Source organism: Danxiaibacter flavus, assembly GCF_041060425.1.
Classification (GTDB): domain Bacteria; phylum Bacteroidota; class Bacteroidia; order Chitinophagales; family Chitinophagaceae; genus Danxiaibacter; species Danxiaibacter flavus.
On sequence record NZ_JAULBC010000002.1, the window covers coordinates 71,114 to 90,782 of the forward strand.

18 protein-coding genes are annotated in these 19,669 nt (G+C 41.4%); 11 read left to right on the forward strand and 7 right to left on the reverse strand.

Features of this window, described 5'->3' with window-relative positions:
- Positions 1-461: 461 nt before the first annotated feature.
- A complete protein-coding gene (locus QTN47_RS06040) occupies positions 462-665 on the forward strand; it encodes a hypothetical protein (protein ID WP_369328439.1) in 204 nt (67 codons plus the stop codon).
- Here QTN47_RS06040 and QTN47_RS06045 read toward each other — a convergent pair.
- The 3 genes from QTN47_RS06045 to proS all read right to left on the reverse strand — a co-directional run bounded on the left by QTN47_RS06045 (position 660) and on the right by proS (position 3,856).
- The gene (locus QTN47_RS06045; RefSeq protein ID WP_369328440.1) at positions 660-1,250 is read right to left on the reverse strand and encodes a TrmH family RNA methyltransferase; all 591 of its coding nucleotides are present in this window, start codon (positions 1,248-1,250) and stop codon (positions 660-662) included. The two genes, QTN47_RS06040 and QTN47_RS06045, sit on opposite strands and share 6 nt — an antisense overlap.
- Positions 1,251-1,354: 104 nt before the next feature.
- Positions 1,355-1,801, reverse strand: a complete 447-nt coding sequence (locus QTN47_RS06050; RefSeq protein ID WP_369328441.1) for a DUF5362 family protein — start codon at positions 1,799-1,801, stop codon at positions 1,355-1,357.
- Between the two features lie 576 nt (positions 1,802-2,377).
- A complete protein-coding gene (gene proS, locus QTN47_RS06055; protein ID WP_369328442.1) occupies positions 2,378-3,856 on the reverse strand; it encodes a proline--tRNA ligase in 1,479 nt (492 codons plus the stop codon).
- Between the two features lie 132 nt (positions 3,857-3,988).
- On the opposite strand from proS, the gene QTN47_RS06060 reads away from it, so the two are divergent.
- Entirely contained in the window at positions 3,989-4,834 is an 846-nt protein-coding gene (locus tag QTN47_RS06060) for a hypothetical protein (RefSeq protein WP_369328443.1), read from the forward strand.
- Between the two features lie 137 nt (positions 4,835-4,971).
- Positions 4,972-6,540 carry a hypothetical protein gene (locus tag QTN47_RS06065; RefSeq protein ID WP_369328444.1) on the forward strand — a complete coding sequence of 523 codons (1,569 nt, stop codon included), beginning with the start codon at positions 4,972-4,974 and terminating at the stop codon, positions 6,538-6,540.
- A gap of 57 nt (positions 6,541-6,597) precedes the next feature.
- Here QTN47_RS06065 and QTN47_RS06070 read toward each other — a convergent pair whose 3' ends face one another.
- Positions 6,598-6,867, reverse strand: coding sequence for a hypothetical protein (locus QTN47_RS06070; RefSeq protein ID WP_369328445.1), 270 nt, complete (start codon positions 6,865-6,867; stop codon positions 6,598-6,600).
- A gap of 33 nt (positions 6,868-6,900) precedes the next feature.
- Positions 6,901-7,989, reverse strand: a complete 1,089-nt coding sequence (locus QTN47_RS06075; protein WP_369328446.1) for a M4 family metallopeptidase — start codon at positions 7,987-7,989, stop codon at positions 6,901-6,903.
- A 464-nt stretch (positions 7,990-8,453) separates the two neighbouring features.
- Between QTN47_RS06075 and QTN47_RS06080 the strand changes: the two genes are divergently transcribed.
- From QTN47_RS06080 to QTN47_RS06110, 7 genes are all read left to right on the forward strand, one after another.
- Positions 8,454-9,035 (forward strand): Crp/Fnr family transcriptional regulator, encoded by a 582-nt coding sequence (locus tag QTN47_RS06080; RefSeq protein ID WP_369328447.1) that lies wholly within the window; start codon positions 8,454-8,456, stop codon positions 9,033-9,035.
- Between the two features lie 145 nt (positions 9,036-9,180).
- Entirely contained in the window at positions 9,181-10,359 is a 1,179-nt protein-coding gene (locus QTN47_RS06085; RefSeq protein ID WP_369328448.1) for a DUF3179 domain-containing (seleno)protein, read from the forward strand.
- 115 nt (positions 10,360-10,474) lie between these two features.
- Positions 10,475-11,173, forward strand: coding sequence for a ribose-5-phosphate isomerase RpiA (rpiA, locus tag QTN47_RS06090; protein ID WP_369328449.1), 699 nt, complete (start codon positions 10,475-10,477; stop codon positions 11,171-11,173).
- Positions 11,174-11,605: 432 nt separating this feature from the next.
- Positions 11,606-12,178: a TetR/AcrR family transcriptional regulator gene (locus tag QTN47_RS06095; protein WP_369328450.1), complete on the forward strand. Its 573-nt coding sequence runs from the start codon at positions 11,606-11,608 to the stop codon at positions 12,176-12,178.
- A gap of 274 nt (positions 12,179-12,452) precedes the next feature.
- Positions 12,453-13,802 carry a TolC family protein gene (locus tag QTN47_RS06100; protein ID WP_369328451.1) on the forward strand — a complete coding sequence of 450 codons (1,350 nt, stop codon included), beginning with the start codon at positions 12,453-12,455 and terminating at the stop codon, positions 13,800-13,802.
- Between the two features lie 36 nt (positions 13,803-13,838).
- The gene (locus QTN47_RS06105; protein ID WP_369328452.1) at positions 13,839-14,948 is read left to right on the forward strand and encodes an HlyD family secretion protein; all 1,110 of its coding nucleotides are present in this window, start codon (positions 13,839-13,841) and stop codon (positions 14,946-14,948) included.
- Positions 14,949-15,118: 170 nt separating this feature from the next.
- Positions 15,119-16,699, forward strand: coding sequence for a DHA2 family efflux MFS transporter permease subunit (locus QTN47_RS06110; RefSeq protein ID WP_369328453.1), 1,581 nt, complete (start codon positions 15,119-15,121; stop codon positions 16,697-16,699).
- A gap of 165 nt (positions 16,700-16,864) precedes the next feature.
- Here the strand turns inward: QTN47_RS06110 and QTN47_RS06115 are convergent, their stop codons facing one another.
- Together QTN47_RS06115 and QTN47_RS06120 are read right to left on the reverse strand one after the other, a co-directional pair.
- Positions 16,865-17,761 carry a bestrophin family protein gene (locus tag QTN47_RS06115; protein WP_369328454.1) on the reverse strand — a complete coding sequence of 299 codons (897 nt, stop codon included), beginning with the start codon at positions 17,759-17,761 and terminating at the stop codon, positions 16,865-16,867.
- A gap of 71 nt (positions 17,762-17,832) precedes the next feature.
- A complete protein-coding gene (locus QTN47_RS06120; RefSeq protein WP_369328455.1) occupies positions 17,833-18,579 on the reverse strand; it encodes a DUF2490 domain-containing protein in 747 nt (248 codons plus the stop codon).
- A gap of 136 nt (positions 18,580-18,715) precedes the next feature.
- Between QTN47_RS06120 and QTN47_RS06125 the strand changes: the two genes are divergently transcribed.
- Positions 18,716-19,534: an alpha/beta hydrolase gene (locus QTN47_RS06125; RefSeq protein WP_369328456.1), complete on the forward strand. Its 819-nt coding sequence runs from the start codon at positions 18,716-18,718 to the stop codon at positions 19,532-19,534.
- Positions 19,535-19,669 lie beyond the last annotated feature (135 nt).

Here is a 19,669-nt window from a genome sequence, read left to right on the forward strand (position 1 = left end):
ATGTACGATGTTAGATGCCTGCCCGTACCGACGGCACGTTCGGGCGGGTACGATTTTAGATGTGCTCCAGACGCAGAGAAAAAGTACGAATTACGAAGTACGAAGTACGGAAGCCGCGTGGTTACAATCTAATGTACGATGTTAGATGCCTGCCCGTACCGACGGCACGTTCGGGCGGGTACGATTTTAGATGTGCTCCAGACGCAGAGAAAAAGTACGAATTACGAAGTGCGAAGTACGGAAGCCGGGAGGTTGGAATCTCGTGTACAATGTTAGATGTAAAGACAGATGCCCAAAAATTAAGATCTCTCATCGGCTAATAGCTGAAAGCTGACAGCTAATAGCTCACACCTGATACCTGATACCTGACACCTTACACCTCCCTCAAAAAATTTCGTTATTTTTTGTGGAATCAAAAACTTATCGCATCTCAGTGTTGTAGTTACATAAAAACCATTGCTATGAGTACATCCTTACGACCCTGGCAAGTTGCCATAGTAGCTGTATTAACAGCTCTTAATTGTTATTCAATCGCACAAGGTTTTGCTTACAAAAGTTTTATTGGCATTTTACTGGCCGTAGCCAGCCTAACGGTGCTGGGTTTTTGTATTAAAATGTTCAGATCTATGAACCGTATGGCAGAGAATGCTGAAGACGTTTCATGATTGCTCTTTCAGTTGCCAAAGCGTTTGCAATTGATCCATTCTTTCCTGTGACAATGACGGCTGTGTATAGTGGCCGGCGATAGTCTTTTGCCTGAACGCTTCGTAAACAGACACTGCACAGGCGACGGAGATGTTCAGGCTTTGTATAAGGCCCATTTGTGGAATAAGGAAATTGCCATCAGAAGCGTTGCATATTTCATCGCTAACGCCGGTCTGTTCATTGCCGAAAACAAGCGCTACTTTATCTGTAAGATCAACATCATAGATGCTTACCGATTCTGCCGTAAGTCTGGTTGTATATATTTTATTGAAAACCTTTCTTACGGCTGCAACACATTCTTCCACGTTGTCAAACTGATGAAGCGTTAGCCATTTAGCGGCGCTTGTTCCGGATTTGAATTTCCACTCCCTGTTGCGCTTTGGTTTGCTGTTAATAACATAGATATCCTGTATACCCACAGCATCGCAGGTGCGCATTACTGCTGTTATGTTCCTGGGGTCTTCAATATTTTCCATCACAACGGTCAGGTTATTCTGCCTTTTGGCCAATACTTTCGTCAGCTTGTTGTATCTCTCGGGTGTCATGTATTATCCTTTAGAAATGCCGCAAACTTAGCAAAAGGCACCCACAGCCGCTTAAATTTTTGAAATGCGTTGAAAGGGGTTTAATTTATTTCTTTACGACTTTGTTATCTCATAAGAACGCCAATGATCGCAAGCAGAAAGACCAGCGCATATATTGAAATAACAACGATCATAATTATACCGATAAACCTGAAATAGCTTTTTAGTTGCGCAAACGAATTATTCAGCGCATTCTGATCGTTTCCGTTTAATGCCTGCTGCATTTTGCCGGCATAGTTGAACAAAAAAAGATTGGGCAGAAAAAACAGCAGTGCAAAAATCAGGTAAACTACGGTCAGGAAACTTCCACTCATATATCCCGCACTGCCGGCCGGGGAAAAAACAGATAGCAGACTGCCGGCAAAAAAAGCGACCAGTACTATCAATGCTGACATCACAAATCCTACAATGGAAATAAATTTTGCCCATTTAGCTGTACTTACCAAATGCGAGGTAGTCAAAGTGTCGATTTGCAGCTCAAATAAGGAGGACGAAGACGTGTTTGGTTCCATATTATTGGGTTTTACTTTTGGTGGGCTGAATATAGTGAAATAAGCTTAAAGCCTAAAGCTCAAAGCGTAAAGCCTAAAGCTTAAAGCCTAAAGCCTAAAACCGACCGAAGCGAGGTTAAGTATGAGTTACGAAGTAGTTTAAGCTTAAAGCTTAAAGCCTAAAACCAACCGAAGCGAGGTTAAGTACGAGTTACGAAGTAGTTTAAGCTTAAAGCTTAAAGTCTAAAACCAACCGAAGCGAGGTTAAGTACGAGTTACGAAGTAGTTTAAGCTTAAAGCCTAAAGCTCAAAGCCTAAAACTGACTGAAGCGGACTTAAGTACGAGTTACGAAGTAGTTTAAGCTTAAAGCCTAAAGCTCAAAGCCTAAAACTGACTGAAGCGGACTTAAGTACGAGTTACGAAGTACGAAGTACCCAGGTTTTGACCTGTTCATTTCCCGGATGCATAAAAAAACTCCGTAAAACTCTTTTTGATCACTCAAATCATTTTTCGGAGCCAATTCGTCTCTTAATATGCACTTGCTACATCGGTAACAGTTCTAAGCTTTGAGCTTTAAGCTTTAGGCTTTAGGCCTCCTAATACGCTTTCGCGAATAGCACACGCTGCGTAGAAGGTTTTCCGGTCAATATACATGTTCCATTCTCTTGCGGATTGTTGATGGGAATACACCTGATCGTTGCTTTTGTAAGCTCTTTTATTTTCTCTTCAGTCTCCGCAGTTCCATCCCAATGGGCCGAAATAAATCCGCCTTTTTCTTCCAGCAGTTTTACGAATTCGTCCCAGCTGTCAGCTGGTGTAATGTGCTCGTCCCTGTAAGCAAGCGCCTTGTTGTAAATGTTCAGCTGAATATCATCCAACAGGTTCTTAACGCTTTCAGCCAGGCCATCCAGGCTGTATGATTTCTTTTCTTTAGTATCTCTTCTTGCTACTTCTGCAACATTATTTTCCAGATCCCTTGCTCCTATCGCGATCCTAACCGGAACGCCCTGCATTTCATACTGAGCAAATTTCCATCCCGGACGCTGATTATCGCTGTCGTCATATTTCACAGAAATACCCATTGACTTAAGAGACTGAACGATCTCTTTCACTTTTACGTCAATGTTTGCCTTTTGTTCTTCTCCTTTATAGATCGGAACTATAACTACCTGCATTGGAGCAATTTTCGGAGGCAGGATCAGTCCGTCATCGTCACTATGTGCCATAACCAGTGCACCGATCAGCCTTGTACTGACACCCCAGCTGGTTGCCCAAACATAATCCAGTTTATTTTCTTTGTCGCTAAACTTAACATCAAATGCTTTCGCAAAATTCTGGCCCAGGAAGTGGGAAGTACCAGCCTGCAATGCCTTACCATCCTGCATCAGTGCTTCAATACAATAAGTGTCTTCAGCACCCGCGAAACGCTCGCTTTCAGTTTTTATACCTCTGATCACCGGCAAAGCCATCCAGTTTTCCACGAAATCAGCATATACGTGCAGCATTTGTTCAGCTTCAGCCACCGCTTCATTTTTGGTAGCATGCGCAGTATGTCCTTCCTGCCAAAGAAATTCAGCAGTACGTAAAAACAGGCGCGTACGCATTTCCCATCTTACCACGTTTGCCCACTGATTTACCAGGATCGGCAGATCGCGATAAGACTGGATCCAACCTTTATATGTATTCCAGATAATAGCTTCGCTGGTAGGACGAACAACCAGTTCTTCTTCCAGGCGTGCTTCAGGATCAACGACCAGTTTTCCCTTAGCTTCCGGATCAGATTTTAAACGGTAGTGAGTTACTACGGCACATTCCTTGGCGAAACCTTCTGCATTCTTCTCTTCAGCTTCAAAAAGACTTTTGGGAACAAACAACGGGAAATAAGCGTTTACGTGGCCGGTATCCTTAAATTTCCGGTCAAGCGCATCCCGCATATTTTCCCAAAGCGAATAGCCATAGGGTTTAATCACCATACATCCGCGTACGGCGCTGTAATCCGCCAGTCCACCTTTAATTACCAGGTCATTGTACCATTGAGAATAATCCTGTTCTCTCGAAGTAATCTCTTTACTCATATTAAAATTTGTTTCGGCAGTTTGTAAACAATTGTTAGCTTTAATTAATTGTTAACAATGAATGTTTTTAATTTAGCTTTAAGGCGGAGCAAATGTAGTAACTTCGCATTAGAAACTTCACAATCTCAGTTTATGAAGAAACATATATTATACCTTATTGGCGTGGTGATGGTATTTGCCAGTTGCTCAACGGCTTATAAGAATACCCAAACTCCCGACGACATGTATTATTCACCTTCCAGCGAAGCCGGCACAAAACAAGCTGCTGTCAGTGACGACAGGTATGAGCAATACATGAGCACTAATGATGATCAATACCTGCGTATGCGCGTAGCGAACAGAAGCAGATGGTCAAGCATTGACGATTATGATTATTGGTATGACAGCCGCTATGATTTCGGTTATGGCTGCAGCATGTCAAGAGCATCCATGTTCTATTCATTTAATCCTTACTACATGCGTCCATGGACCACCAGTTTTGCTTTTGGATATGGATATCCTTATGCTGGAATGGGCTTCTATCCGTTCTATAGCTATGGTGGATTCTATAGCGGAATTGGATTTGGTTACGGTTATGGCTACGGATATGGTGGCTGGTATGCACCAATGTATACTGTAGTAAGTTATAAGAACCCGAAAGTGATGGCCAGAAGCAGTGCCAATTATCTTTCAACTTACAGGAACAGAACTTATTCAAACAATAACTATAACCTGAAAAATTATAACAACGCCCGTTATAACAATTACAACAGTGGCACACGTTATAATAATACAAATGGCCGTTATAACAACTATAACAATAACAACAGGAGTTATAATAACGACAACAGTAATTTCAGCAATAGCAGACCTTCAAGGTCATTTACACCAAGCACCCCATCTTACAGCGGCAGCAGAAGCAGCGGTGGAAGCTTTGGTGGCGGCGGCGGCGGAGGAACAATGAGATCTTCCAGCTCCGGCAGTGTTAGACCAAGATAATAAGAGCTAGATAAACCCGAGGCTGTTTAGCATTTTGATGAAGATTTACAATAATGCAAGATTGTAGGTTAAATTAAAAATCTAAGCAGCCTTTTTGTTTGTATAACTTGACAGGATAAATTAAGAGACATTAGCGTATGAAAAAAAAGATCCATTTGGCAATGTGTTCAGCCTTTCTTGCGACCGGTTTATATGCACAACAGATTCCGCCTACTCCCGATGATGCTTTGCGTTCAGCATGGTTTATTCCCAATGGTACTGCCAGAAGCGTTGCTATTGGCGGCGCGATGGGATCGCTTGGCGGCGACATAAGTGCGGCAAACGTAAACCCGGCAGGGATCGGTGTCTACAAGAGCAGCGAGTTCGTAATCACACCCGGGATGATTCTCAATAATAACACTTACGATTATCGGGGTACTAATTCTTCTTCAAATAACGCGGCATTTATGTATGGCCCTGTGGGCTTCGTATTTGCCTCAGGAAACAGAAAAGGGAGTTGGTCTAGTAGTGCATTCTCCTTATCAGTCACACAACTTGCCAGTTATAATAATCACCAGACATTTACCGGGTTTAACGACTACAGTTCATATTCCGAACAGTTCCTTGAAGAATTGGTTAGCTATCAGGGAAGAGGCGCATCAGAATCCGAAGCATCTAACTTGTTTCCTTTTGGTTCATCATTAGCATACAACACCTACTTGGTTGAAGGCACATTTGATAACAATGGCAATTTAACAGGTTATGCCAGTCGTGCAAACCCGGCAACAGGCCTAATGCAGAAATATGATGAGACGACGAAAGGTGGTTATCATGAAATATCGCTGGGATTTGCAGGCAGCAAGAACGATAAATGGTACTTAGGTACCAGCATTAACATACCAGTGATTGGCTACAACCGCCAGTTGATTTATAGCGAAGACGATGCGACAGCGGACACTACCAACCAGTTTGGATATTTTGATCACCTCCTCAGAACCAAGTCGAGCGGAGTTGGCATAAACGCAAAGTTGGGACTAATCTATAAAGCAAGCAACGCACTAAGACTTGGTTTCGCAGTACATACACCTTCATACATTGGCTATAGGGATGACGTTTATGCCGAGATGTCCACAGAAACAGAAAGCTATAGGCAGCAAAAATTTCAGACAAGTGACGAAATCATCGCTAATAATCAAGATATCCCGACCCGTTATTATTACGGCCAAATTACGCCCTATCGTGTAATCGCAAGTGGCAGTTACCTGTTCACAGGAGCACACAGCAGTCAGCAAAAAGGGTTTATAAGCGCCGATGTAGAATTTGTGAATTACCGCGGCGTTCGTTACTCCGCCTCAAATGGAGAGAGCGATGGTGGCTATTTCAGCTACCTTAACGATGTCATTAAGGATTACTACAAGGGTAATGTAAATGTACGATTAGGAGGTGAAATGAAATTTGATGTATGGATGGTGCGTTTGGGGGGAGCCTACTATGGCAGCCCATATAAGGACAAAGAGCTAAAGGCCAGCAGGGCGCAGATAAGTGGTGGTGTAGGTTACCGCAACAAAGGATTTTTTGTTGATCTTACCTATGCACAATCGTTCAATAAAGATGTAATCTTCCCCTATAGATTATCCGGCACGCCTGATCAACCTGTTGCAAATACGTTTGCCGATGCAAAGAACTCAAGAGCAAATGTGCTGCTTACATTTGGCGTGAAATTCTAAAAATATCATTACAACAGGCAAAGCATTCTTAATACCAGATTCGCTTTGCCTGTTTTTTTATTCTTTTTTCTCAATCTTCAGATTATCCTTCATCTCTTCAAACACTTTCTTGTACTTAGCCGGAATTTTATCCCAGTCAATAGACAACGTCCTGTCCCCTGCCTGCAAGCTATAACTGCTCGCATCCCGTGCAATGCCGGGAGAATGTCTCTCTACACCAATTATTTGCAGCAATTCATTCAGCTCATCCTGGGTCCAGTCAACGTCTGTTTCTGCTTTCTTTGTCATGGGAATAATTCCACCACTTCGCAGTAATGTGATCTTCATTATATGCTGTTTATCAATTAGAGTACTAAACGGCTAAACTTTCGCAGCAGCCCAGCCATCTTTAACTGCTTTAACCTCAAGACTGTTTGCTCCAAACAATTCTCCAGCCTTGGTAACGGTTATTTTCTTGAGATCTACAAAGGTAGCATTATGTAAAAGATGTGCGGTATCAGTAAGAGCTGCATACCAAATACGTCCGGCTTTCTCCCAGGAAAAACCGCCTAGATTGAATGCAGTTACATAAAATGCATAGTTAGGAATGCCTGAATTAATATGTACACCACCCCAGTCACCATTTTCGGTATTAGGCAGATTCTGATAGTTATCCATTGTAGCCGGCTGAGGATCGGTTCCCAGATCCGGGTGATTTTTGTATGCAGTTCCTGGAGCTTTTAAGCTGCGGAGTGCATATTTTTTGCCCAGCAATACATTCTCTCCAATCAGCCAGTCAGCTTTTTTTACATCCTGATTCAGTGCGCGCTGTTTGATCATGATGCCGAATACGTCTGAAAAAGATTCGTTGAGCGCTCCGGCCTGCATTTCGTAATCCAGGTTGGCCTCAAATTGCGTAACGCCGTGCGTAAGTTCATGTCCGATGATATCCACATCCGAAGTAAAGCTGCCAAATATGGTACGGTCGCCATCACCATAGATCATTCTTCTTCCATCCCAGAATGCATTATCATATTTCTTGTCATAGTGAATGTATTGTTTGATGGTCATGCCGAGATTGTCGATCGAATTGCGATGAAACAACTCATAATATAAACTCCACGTATCAGTACCCGCTTTAATAACATTTTTTGCATCTCTGTCCGTTGGCTTTTTGGTGCTACCTGTTTTCCAGAGAAGAGTGGCCTTGCTGAGATCTGTGCCTTTTTTACAATTGTAAACTTCCAGTTTAGCATGCGGCGTAGCAGTCTTTCTTGCAGACATTGCGCCCAATACGGTCTTTTCTTTTTCGTTTGTTCCTTTAAAAAATTCCCTGTCACTACGGAAACGGTAACTTCTGAATTTTGAATTAATCGCATTTTTAGCGAGCGCCAGGTTACTACTGTCTTTCAACTTATCCTCCATGTAAGGAGGAATAATACACCTGATGGATGAGTGGTTAGTACACATGGTTTGTATTTTTTTAGGGTATAAAAAATTATTGTTTAAGGTACACCGAATGATCTGCATTATCAATGTGAAAAATAGCTGTAGTCTGATATTTATCACAGACGCGTTAATGCAACCAATTTATGGAGGGAATAAATAGGTGAAAGGCACCGTCCAATAGATACGTTGGCTAACTTTAGCCCATGTAAGAAAATTAAGTTGATTCTATGCAATCCCGACGAAAGTTCATCGGTTGCTTTCTCGGACAAGCAATGCGAATCAATGTTCTTTAAATTTAGCCGGACAATAATGATATCCAATTAAGGATCATGAATTCTGATACATGTTGCGTATGCATCACTCCTCATATCTCATGCTTCACACCTCACACCTCAAACTTTACACCTCGCACCTGACACCTGACACCTCAGAGCTGAAAGCTAAAAGCTGATAGCTCTCAGCTAAATAAGCCGTAAGTTTGACACATGTTTGATCTGCTATTGCAAAACATCAAAAGTAAAATACAATGCACGCCGGAAGAAGAAAGCCGGATCGTTACATTTTTTACTGAAAAGCAATTGCGCAAGCGCCAGTTTATGTTGCATGAGGGAGATGTATGCAAGTGCACGATCTTTGTTACCAGGGGCTGTTTACGGTTGTATGCGCTGGACGAAAATGAGGGCGAGCACATCATACAATTTGCTCCGGAAAACTGGTGGATGACAGATATGTACAGTTTCTTGTCGGGCGAGCCGTCAGCCTACAATATTGATGCGGTTGAAGATGCTCAATTGCTGACCATTGACAGGGTTACGCAGGATGCACTTTTTGAAAGCGTTCCCTCCATGGAAAAATATTTTCGCATACTGCTCCAACGGAATTTCGTCGCTTCACAAAAACGGATCGCCGAATCCATGTATTCGTCAATAGAGGACCGTTATATTAATTTGCAAAAGATGTATCCCGATATTATTCAGCGGGTTCCTCAAAGAATGATTGCTTCTTACCTGGGGGTAACGCCGGAGTTTCTCAGCAAAACGCGTAGCCGGATCACGCATAAAAAGTAAGTCCGGAATTTGCAAGCAATCAGAAGGATGCTTAAGCAGAAATTAATTATCTGCGGTACCAGAATCCTCTATTTTCAGGTTTTATTTATTCGCCTTCCTACGCTGGTAATACAGCCGTTTGGTAAAAGGCGCAAACATCATCCCAATGAGATCGTTTATTTTGATTGCAGGCCTTTTGTTGTTATTTGCAGTAGAGTTCCTGCGCGTCTATTTTATTATGCCTTTCCCGGGAAGTCAGCATAAGGACACATTGCAATTTGCGTACTGGCTTTCCAATAACATCCGGTGGATGCGTATAGTGTTGGTATTGGTAATCGCCATGCCCGTAATAACTACATTAAGTACATCAATCCGGTGGAAAAGAATAGTATTGTTTATCGTCTTAATTTTTTACGGCGTTGTATTTTTTCTTTTCAATTTCCGATTGCAGGCAGACAAGATGTTTTATCAGCCTTCTCATAAAACACTGGCGACACCTGAGGAGAATAAAATTGCACTTGACAAACTCGTTATTGGGGTTGTAATCAATGGCGATGCAAGAGCATATCCGATTCAACTGATCGGGTATCATCACCAGGTGAAGGATACAGTGGGAAATACTCCCGCAATAATCACTTATTGCACTGTCTGCAGAACCGGCAGAGTGTACAGCCCGACCGTTGATGGCAGGCTGGAAACTTTCAGGCTTGTGGGAATGGATCACTTTAACGCCATGTTTGAAGATGCAACTACTAAAAGCTGGTGGCAACAAGCAACAGGTGTAGCAGTTGCAGGACCGTTAAAAGGAGCTACTCTTAAAGAATTTCCTTCGCAGCAGTTAACACTTGGCGCGTGGTTAAGATTATATCCGTCGTCATTAATTATGCAGCCTGATTCACTTTATAAAAAGGACTATGATGACCTTGCAGACTTCGATAAAGGCACGGTAAAAAGCAGTCTTGAAAAAAGAGATTCAGCATCGTGGCAAAATAAATCCTGGGTGATTGGTATACAACACGAAGGTGTGAGCAAGGCCTATGACTGGAATGCTCTTGTAAAAGAAAAAGTACTGGAAGATTCTGTTGCAGGCTTGCCAGTTCTATTTGTTCTTGAAAAAGACACGGCTACATTTCATGCATGGAACAGACGCGTTGACAGTACAGTATTAAATTTCGAAAAGAATATTTCAAACGAGACTTTCAGGGATAAGAACACTGGTTCTGTATGGAATATGGATGGAACTTGTGTTGACGGCAATTTAAAAGGAAAAATATTGCGACCCGTTCAGGCATACCAGGAATTCTGGCACTCATGGAAAACATTCCATCCCAATACAACAAGGTAAACAAAACATCGGATCAATGTTAAACCTGCGTGACCAACCAGATTTTTCCATCTTAATGTTTTATATTTAATCAATCACACACTTCTCCTCACCCATTAAAATCATAAATGATCAAATGATGGAAAAAGATCTCGCTAAAGAAAAACTACTTGCAGCGAAAGAAGCTGTAAAGCTTGTAAAAACAAACCAGATCGTGGGACTCGGCAGCGGCTCAACCGCCGAAATAGCAATAAATGAATTGGCATTGCGAATGAAAAATGAAGGATTGACAATCAAGGGCGTTCCTTCTTCCAACAGAACTGCCGAGCTGGCAACGTCTCTTGGAATTCCGCTTATTGACATCAATACTATTGCACGAATAGATATAACCATAGACGGAGCTGATGAATTTACACCCGAATTGTTTGTATTGAAAGGAGGCGGAGGTGCACTTCTGAAAGAAAAGATTGTTGCTTCTATGAGCCGGGAAGAAATCATTATAGCGGATTCAACCAAAAAAGTAAAAACGCTTGGCCGGTTTACACTCCCCATGGAAGTTATTCCGTTTGCCTACAACTATATACTTCATGAGTTACAATTACTGAATGGTTTTGGAAAACTCAGAATGAAGAATAATGAGGACCAGCCTTATATAACTGATGAAGGAAACAATATTATTGATGCAGATTTTGGATTAATAACAGATCCCGCGGCATTAGCTTCAAAATTAAAAGCCATTGTAGGCGTTGTTGAACATGGTATCTATATTAACCTGGCAACCAAGGTTATTATGGGTGAAGGAGATTCTGTTGTAACATTTGGAAAACAAGCTTAAAGCTCAAAGTTTAAAGCTTAAAGCCCAAAGCCTAAAGCTTAGAACTGAATTTGGAGCTTAAAGCTTAAAGCGTAAAGCCTAAAGCTTAAAACTGGATCAATTCGGGCTCTAGGCTTTTTTATAGATTTGAGATTTGAAATTTTGATTTGGGATTACTACTCAACTGTTAGGCATCTGCTAGTTTTAGGCTTTGGGCTTTAAGCTTTAGGCTTGCCTCTCACGCCTTATACCTCATCCCTCACACCATACATCGTACATCTTACACCGTACATATCTACCCCCTCCAATCATACTTATAACTCAATCATTACCAAAAAATTATTTTTTAAAAGAGCTATTGGCCGGAAAATATTTTTTTCATTCCTGCAACGTTGTTTCAGAAAAAAGAGAAAAATATTTTTAACTGAATAATTATTCATTTAATTTTGTGTTGTGAAACCGAAAGACGAGAAAAAGATTAAAGAAATTTTCCATGCAACGCTAAAGCTTGTAAAGCTTAACGGACTGGCAGGAATAACCATGCAAAGCATTGCTAAGCAAGCTCATATAGCGACTGGTACTCTTTATATTTATTTCGAGAACAAGGAAAAGCTGATCACGGAGCTCTTTAATGAATGTGTAAAAAAATCAACAAGCACTTATTTTACCAATTACGATCCTGAAGCGCCTTTTAAAGTAGGCTTCCGCACCATCTGGGAAAATATGTTCCAGTACAGAATTAATAACTTTGAAGAATCGATTTTTATAGAACAGTGCTTCCACTCTCCTTTTATCCACCAGGATACAAAGCTCGCTGCTAAAGAAATGTTTCAGCCATTGGTTAAGCTGATTGAAAGAGGAAAAAAGGAGTTATTAATCAAATCTTTAGAGACGTTCTGCATTCTTGGTTTCCTGGCCGGAGGCATGAGTGAGATCATTAAAAGAGCCCACTATTTTGATAAAAAGATCACCAGGCCTATGATGGAAGAGACGTTTCTATTGAGTTGGGACGCCATGAAGGCTTAATAAATATGAATAACTATTCAGTAATAAAAATTTTTACAGTTGGTTTTGGTGAAACACGGAGCCTTCATTTTTGATGGCTCCTTTTTAACCCCCGGTATAAAAATTGGAACCCTAAAAGCAAACTCTTTTATAAAACACCTGCTGCCAAATAATATAAAAAAAGAATAACGATTGATATAAGGAGGATATATCCTTCTTGTGTCAGCGCGCATAATAAAAATTGAAAATGAACGCAAATCAAATAATAAAGGAACCAATTAAAGGACATCGATCTATGAAGCGTAACATAGTACGTACAATTCTGGCCGTTTTATTACTGACACTATTCAATAGTGGCCCAGTAATGGCACAGGAGACACGGGTTATAACTTTACAGGAAGCTATAGACCTAAGCATAAAAAACAGCAAACAGCTGAAAAACAACAAAGCAAAGATTGATGAAGCAACTGCGGCTTTAAAAGAAGCAATTGAAAGAAAGTTGCCCGACTTTAAAATCACAGGCGGCTATATGTACCTGACCGACCCCAACATCAACCTGAAAACCAAGTCAGACAATAGCGGGTCAGGCGGTTCGTCAGGTGGCGCAATGCCTTCTGTAAACCAGGCTGCATATGGTATTGCGAATGTATCATTGCCTATTTATTCAGGTCTGAGAATTCAGTATGGTATTGAGTCTGCCAAATATCTTGAACAAGCTACTGAACTGGACGCAGATTTCAATAAAGAACAAATAACATTCAACGCGATCGGTGCTTTTGCCAACCTGTACAAGTCTAAAGTAAGCGTAGATGTTATCAAAGAAAACCTTTCACAATCAAAGCAGAGAGATGCTGATTTTGCAAACCTTGAAAAGAATGGTCTACTGGCACGCAATGACATGTTAAAAGCGGCATTGCAGACATCAAACATTGAACTGACACTGGTTAATGCCGAAAACAATCTTGCACTTGCAAATGTCAGCCTCAATTTAATGATGGGATTACCTGAAAAAACACAACTGGTTGTTGATTCAAGCAGCCTGCAGGTGGCCAATTCAATACAGACGATCGAGGATTATGAGCAACAGGCGTTCCAATCAAGAAAAGATGTACAGGCACTTAGCCTGCGCAAGAAAGCTGCTGAAACAAATGTAAAATCCGTAAAAGGCGAATACTATCCGAGTCTGGCTTTAACAGGTGGTTATATAGCTGCAGACATCCCGGGACTGGTTACCATCACCAACGCATTTAATATTGGTGTGGGTGTTCAATACAGCCCTTCTTCTTTGTGGAAAACCAAATCCAAAGTTGAACAAGCGAAAGCTCGTGAACGACAGGTAATGGCCAACCAGGAAGAACTGACAGACCAAATTCGTTTACAGATCAACCAGGCATACCAGGACTACATTGGTAGCAAGAAGAAAATAGAAGTTGCAACCAACGCAGTAGTACAGGCCACAGAAAATTACCGGATAACCAAAAACAAATACGATAACAGCCTTGTAACTACAACCGACCTGCTTGACGCGAACGTTGCGTTGTTACAAACTAAAATAAACGCAGAGGTTGCAAAAACAGATGCAATTGTTGCATACAATATGCTTCTGCAAAGGGCAGGTATATTAACCAGCCAACAAGCAAAATAATTATCAATCAAACTCAAAGTATAAAGAACCTATAATATGGAATCGAATACACATCAAAAACACGAAAATCAGGCTCCTAAAAAACGCAGTAAAAATTTCATCATTGTACTGGCGGCCCTCGTAATTTTCGGCGGCTGGTTCGGTGTGAGCAAATACATTCACGGGAAACACCATGAAGAAACGGATGATGCACAGGTTGAAACACATATAAGCCCGGTTATTCCGCGCGTTGCGGGTTATGTTACCGAGGTAAGGGTAACGGACAACCAAAGAGTAAAAAAGGGTGACACCCTTCTGATTCTTGACGACAGAGATTTTAAATTAAAAGTTGAGCAGGCAGAAGCAGCACTTGCTACCGCACAAAGCAGCCTGGGTACAGCAAAAGCTTCAACTACAGCTTCTGAAGCAAACATCCTGACGTACCGCGCATCTGTGTCAACAGTGGACGCACAGATAGAAGCAGCAAAAGTTAATGTATGGCGTGCAACCCAGGATTACAACCGTTATGCAAATCTTATTAAAGATCATTCAGTAACACAGCAACAGTATGAACAGGCTTTAGCAGCAAAAGAAACTGCCGAAAAGCAACTGCAGGTTTTAGAAGAGCAGAAAAAACAGGCAACAAAACAAACAAACGCAGTTGCATCTCAAAGTTCAGCTACTTCTGCACAAATTGGTGTAGCCAATGCTACAATCAAGCAACGCCAGGTAGATGTTGATGATGCAAAACTGAATCTTTCTTATACCGTAATTACTGCACCTGAAGACGGATTGGTTTCTAAAATAAATGTTCAGCCTGGTCAGTTTTTACAGGCAGGGCAAGCAACATTCAGCATTGTCCGCGATCAGCAAGTGTGGGTAGTTGCCAATTTTAAAGAAACACAGATCACCAGGATCAGAGAAGGTCTGAAAGTAATTGTTGAAGTAGATGCATTCCCTGGTCATGAATTTGAGGCGAAAGTTGCATCCTTCTCTCCTGCTACAGGCGCCCGTTTTGCGCTGCTGCCTCCAGACAATGCAAGCGGCAACTTTGTAAAAACAGTACAACGCGTACCTATCAATATTGAATTTACCAATCCTCAGGACTCAATGGTAAAGCAATTAAGAGCAGGTATGAATGTTATTGTTGACGTACATCTTGATTAGATTATTTGAGATTTGAAATTTGAAATTTGAGATTTGAGATTGGACATAGCGATGGATGATTTATAGTTCTTAAGACTTGTTTAGCTGACCAACACGAAGACTTTTTGAATGCTTAGCATTTCAAATCTCAAATTTCAAATCTCAAATTCTCCCAATTTTTACCTTATTATATGCAACAACAAAATTCATTGGTTGAGTACGGATCCCGTCGTGTGATCATTACCATTACAGCCATCATGTGTGCGTTGCTTGAGATAGTGGATACTACCATTGTTAACGTGGCACTGAATGACATGCGTGGTAACCTTGGAGCCACCATGACAGAGGTTGGCTGGGTGATTACGGCTTATGCTATCGGTAATGTTATTATTGTACCGATGACAAGCTGGCTATCTCAGCAGTTTGGAAGAAGAAATTATTTTGCAGTATCCATCGTTCTGTTCACTATATGTTCTTTTTTATGTGGTAATGCCACCAATATATGGGAACTGGTTATCTTCCGGTTTATCCAGGGTGTTGGAGGCGGTGCCTTGCTGGTAACTTCCCAAACGATTATTACAGAAAGTTACCCGGCCGAAAAAAGAGGAATGGCTCAGGCAATATACGGCCTTGGTGTTATCGTAGGTCCTACACTTGGCCCTCCTTTAGGTGGTTACATCGTAGATAATTTTTCATGGCCTTACATATTCTACATTAACATTCCAATCGGTATTATAGCTGCTTTGTTAACACTGCAGTTTGTAAAAAGTCCGAAATATTCTGAAAAAAGTAAAACAAGAGATATTGACTGGTTGGGCATTTTCTTATTGGCTGCAACTGTTGGTTCTTTGCAATACGTGCTTGAGCGTGGACAGGATGATGACTGGTTCGCCAGTAGAGAGATTACGTTCTTTGCAGTGGCGTCATTCCTTGGTTTTTTCTTTTTTATCTGGCGCGAGCTTACATTCCGGAACCCTATCGTACAATTACGCGTATTGAAAAATGGTAACCTCAGAGTAGGTACCATACTTTCTTTTATATTAGGTTTTGGTCTGTACGGATCAACATTTATTATTCCATTATACACACAGTCAACGCTGGGATGGACGGCACAACAGGCCGGTATGTTAATGGTTCCGGCCTCTATAACAACTGCATTCATGATGCCTATCATCGGTCAGTTGCTACAAAAAGGTGTTCCACAGCAGTACCTGGTTTCGTTAGGTATGCTCCTGTTCTTTGTATTCTGTATGTGGGGATATAAGATCTTAACACCCGACACCAGTGAAGACGCATTTTTCTGGATGCTGATCGTACGTGGTGTTGGTATGGGTCTGCTCTTTATTCCAATTACAACACTATCCTTAAGTACATTAAAAGGACAGCAGATTGGACAAGGCGCTTCCTTTACAGGTATGATGCGTCAGCTGGGTGGTTCGTTTGGCGTGGCCATGATCACCACATTTATGGCAAGGCGTAATATGGACCATCGCAGTACACTTGTAAGCAAATTGAATGTTACAGACCCGGATGTTGCGCAGCGCGTAACTGGCATGCAGCATGCATTTATGGCGAAAGGTATGCCGGCCAATACAGCATTAAGCAGCGCCTACAAATCACTGGACTATGCTGTTACCAAACAAGCCGCTGTAATGTCTTACATGGACGTGTTCTACTACCTTGGCATCCTGTTCCTTATTTGTATTCCGTTTGTGTTGATGGTAAAAGGCAATAAAGCAAAGAAAATGGATATGTCGGAAGCAATGCACTAATCGTGATTTATTATAGGTTTTGAGTGGTGTGCCGCAGATGAATGTTTCTCTGCGGCACTTTTTTATTTACGATTCAGGTATTCTCTGTGAATCTCCGTGCCTGCCCTGTGGATCTCCTATGTAAACTGTATTTTTTATCTCGCAGAGAGACGGCCGAAGTGCAAATTACAAGATATACTCATTGTTATGTGCGGGTTGCACAGGCGCAGGAATATCTTTCTCCTGCAAAGCTTGTAGCAGATTAATCTCAATGGTTCGCGTAATGCTGTCCAATGGAATAGCCGGAGCTTTAAGCTCAAACGGATTGATGATGTTCATTCCGTTAAGATGCGAAATGTGAAAGACGAAACCTATTGCCCATCCAAAAAAAATGGCTGCGGGCCCAACCTCCTCTGAAATAGCCATCGTGAGGATAAGCATCAGTAACCAGATAAACAATCGTGTAAAGTAAATATAAGTAGTAGGAAAAACAGTGTTGTTGATGCGCTCCGATTTGCCCATCCCCTCACAAAAGTTTTTCAATAATCCGTCGAGACCAAGAAAGCGATATCCATCAATCATCTGTTGGTCGTATAGTCGTCGCAGATCAGCAGCCTGCTCATCTATAATAGCATTGGGAATATTTGAATAAGAAGCAACTCTTTCAACTTCATCATCCGGCAGAAATTTTTTGTATTGATTGTCGTTTGTTCTTCGCAGAGATGCCTTCAGGGCATATAAAAAACCGATATGCCTCAGAATCATCCGCCGTTGTATCTCCTTATCCCTGTCCTTTTGAACATACTGTAAAATGCTGCGCGACCATGATCTTGAATCATTTACCAGGCCGCCCCATATTATCCTTGCTTCCCACCATCTGTCATACGCCTGGTTGTTATTGAAGGCTATAAAAAAGGCTAATGCAGTGCCCATTAATGTAGCAAGCGCAACAGGAATGTGCAAGCCAGGCAACAATTTTGTATCAACAAAATATACTATGCCGCACAGGCAAAGCATCAAAATATCGATGCGCCAGGTGATTACAAAAAAACGGTAGAGACTTAGGTTTGGTTTTAACAGCATATAACGGCCTCAAATTTTGGTACAATAAAATACTCAAAATTTCATTTCCCGCCTATTTTACCGGTTAATTTCTATAACCTAAGGTATCCTGCAATTTGTAAAATGTGATTATTGATGTTGCTGTTGCGTCCGGCAACAAACTGATACATGTAACCTGTTTCTATATCGCATTTGGGAGACAGGCGATAACCTATAGAACCATATGCACGGTTTTGATCAAAAAATTTATTGTTCACTGCAGAGGCATTGGTTACATTAAAGAATACCTCATCCTGGAGCGAGATAAACATTCCTTTTGTAAACTTAGATGTCTGCCCTAGCGGAAAAATGCTACGTGCAAAATAGCGAAAACGTTGGGCAAAGACATAGTCTTTCGTCTTGAGCTGCTCATTTACCACTTCGCTCCTGCTAATAAAACGCTGCTCCAGCCTAAGCCGGTGCTGCAACGAAACAGCCCTTTCTGCAACGGGAAAAGATTGGTTAAAAATATATTGTTCCCATATGCGGTGTTCATTTGCCCAGCCGCTTACTCCATTGATCCGTCTAAAATGCCCCACGTATGCATAACCAACCGTTGCAATTTGATTCCTGGCAACCATATAGTTTATACCCGGACGGATGAGAAATGATTGTGCTTCTTTTATTTTATCAGCACTGCGTAGCTGTCCATCAAAATGAACAGAAAGCTTATTGTTGAGTTTATAAGAACTGAAGAGCGCCAGCCAACCGCTGAAATTGTTTTGCGATTGTGCGTATAATTTAACACAAGGCAAAAATGAAATGCCGAGAAGGACAAGATAAATTAGTCGAAAGTGCATTTGCAAGGTTTTGTCTGCAGCAAAAAAAAGGCATTCAACCTGAACCGCAAAAAAGCATGCATTTGTTACGATTTTTTTAGATTTTCTTAAACAGAATGTTTGATAAATTGTTTAAGCATTAAATAGCGAACGGCGTATGATGGAAAAATTTGCATGGGAATACGATGGGGTTAACTTTTCAGGAACAAAGTGGATACCACAGCAATTCAGCACTGTTATTGTTTTAGTACATGGAATTGGAGAACATATTGAACGGTACAGCGATGTTGCTGATTTTTTTACAAAGAATGATTTTGCTGTTGTTGGGATAGATCATTACGGCCATGGCAGGTCAGACGGCGCAAGAGGTTCCACAAAAGGCTATGAATTTTACCTCAATTACATAGCGACTTTCATCGGATATGTCAAACAAGCATGGCAGAAGCCGGTTGTGTTGTACGGCCACAGTATGGGTGGCGGTATAGCAACAGCTTTCGTATTGAAAAGACACCCGGATATAGAAGCTGTTATCATATCATCCCCGGCTTTGGTTTTAGCCAGAAAGACGCCGCCTTTGCTGATGTTGATGCTTGGCATAATTAACAGAATAGCTCCGTCTCTAAGACTAAAACAAGATCTTGATATCAATAAGATTTCACACGACAAAAAACAGGTAGAAACATTCATTAAAGACCCGTTAAGGCATGACAGGATAAGTATAAGGCTTGCATATGACATGATAAAAAACGGTGAATGGTCCATTAAACATGCAGGCGATTTGCAGATTCCGGCCTTACTGATCCATGGAGATCATGATGTATTCACCAACGTAGAGGGTTCCCGGACTTTCGCCAAAAATGCACCCCGGGAGCTGCTTACATACAAAGAGTGGAAAGGCGGCTACCACGAATTGCACAATGAGCCTGAAAGAATGCAGGTACTCCAGATAATACTTGAGTGGCTGCATCAATTGTAGCTTTTATATGTCGGAAAAAAATGGTAACTTATCTGTATTCTTAAACCTTTGAAAAAACAAGTTATGACCAAGGCACAGACGGGAATATTTTTGAAGGCCCCCCGGAGAAATTAAGAGAAGAATGGTCCTTAACGC

Excerpts from the sequence above, each read along its gene's own strand:
- QTN47_RS06110 (WP_369328453.1), top strand. The coding sequence starts at position 15,119 with ATGCAACAACAAAATTCATTGGTTGAGTACGGATCCCGTCGTGTGATC.
- QTN47_RS06040 (WP_369328439.1), top strand. The coding sequence starts at position 462 with ATGAGTACATCCTTACGACCCTGGCAAGTTGCCATAGTAGCTGTATTA.
- proS (WP_369328442.1), bottom strand. The coding sequence starts at position 3,856 with ATGAGTAAAGAGATTACTTCGAGAGAACAGGATTATTCTCAATGGTAC.
- QTN47_RS06045 (WP_369328440.1), bottom strand. The coding sequence starts at position 1,250 with ATGACACCCGAGAGATACAACAAGCTGACGAAAGTATTGGCCAAAAGG.
- QTN47_RS06100 (WP_369328451.1), top strand. The coding sequence starts at position 12,453 with ATGAAGCGTAACATAGTACGTACAATTCTGGCCGTTTTATTACTGACA.
- QTN47_RS06120 (WP_369328455.1), bottom strand. The coding sequence starts at position 18,579 with ATGCACTTTCGACTAATTTATCTTGTCCTTCTCGGCATTTCATTTTTG.
- QTN47_RS06060 (WP_369328443.1), top strand. The coding sequence starts at position 3,989 with ATGAAGAAACATATATTATACCTTATTGGCGTGGTGATGGTATTTGCC.
- QTN47_RS06085 (WP_369328448.1), top strand. The coding sequence starts at position 9,181 with ATGAGATCGTTTATTTTGATTGCAGGCCTTTTGTTGTTATTTGCAGTA.
- QTN47_RS06080 (WP_369328447.1), top strand. The coding sequence starts at position 8,454 with ATGTTTGATCTGCTATTGCAAAACATCAAAAGTAAAATACAATGCACG.
- QTN47_RS06065 (WP_369328444.1), top strand. The coding sequence starts at position 4,972 with ATGAAAAAAAAGATCCATTTGGCAATGTGTTCAGCCTTTCTTGCGACC.
- QTN47_RS06115 (WP_369328454.1), bottom strand. The coding sequence starts at position 17,761 with ATGCTGTTAAAACCAAACCTAAGTCTCTACCGTTTTTTTGTAATCACC.
- QTN47_RS06070 (WP_369328445.1), bottom strand. The coding sequence starts at position 6,867 with ATGAAGATCACATTACTGCGAAGTGGTGGAATTATTCCCATGACAAAG.
- QTN47_RS06050 (WP_369328441.1), bottom strand. The coding sequence starts at position 1,801 with ATGGAACCAAACACGTCTTCGTCCTCCTTATTTGAGCTGCAAATCGAC.
- rpiA (WP_369328449.1), top strand. The coding sequence starts at position 10,475 with ATGATGGAAAAAGATCTCGCTAAAGAAAAACTACTTGCAGCGAAAGAA.
- QTN47_RS06125 (WP_369328456.1), top strand. The coding sequence starts at position 18,716 with ATGATGGAAAAATTTGCATGGGAATACGATGGGGTTAACTTTTCAGGA.
- QTN47_RS06075 (WP_369328446.1), bottom strand. The coding sequence starts at position 7,989 with ATGTGTACTAACCACTCATCCATCAGGTGTATTATTCCTCCTTACATG.
- QTN47_RS06105 (WP_369328452.1), top strand. The coding sequence starts at position 13,839 with ATGGAATCGAATACACATCAAAAACACGAAAATCAGGCTCCTAAAAAA.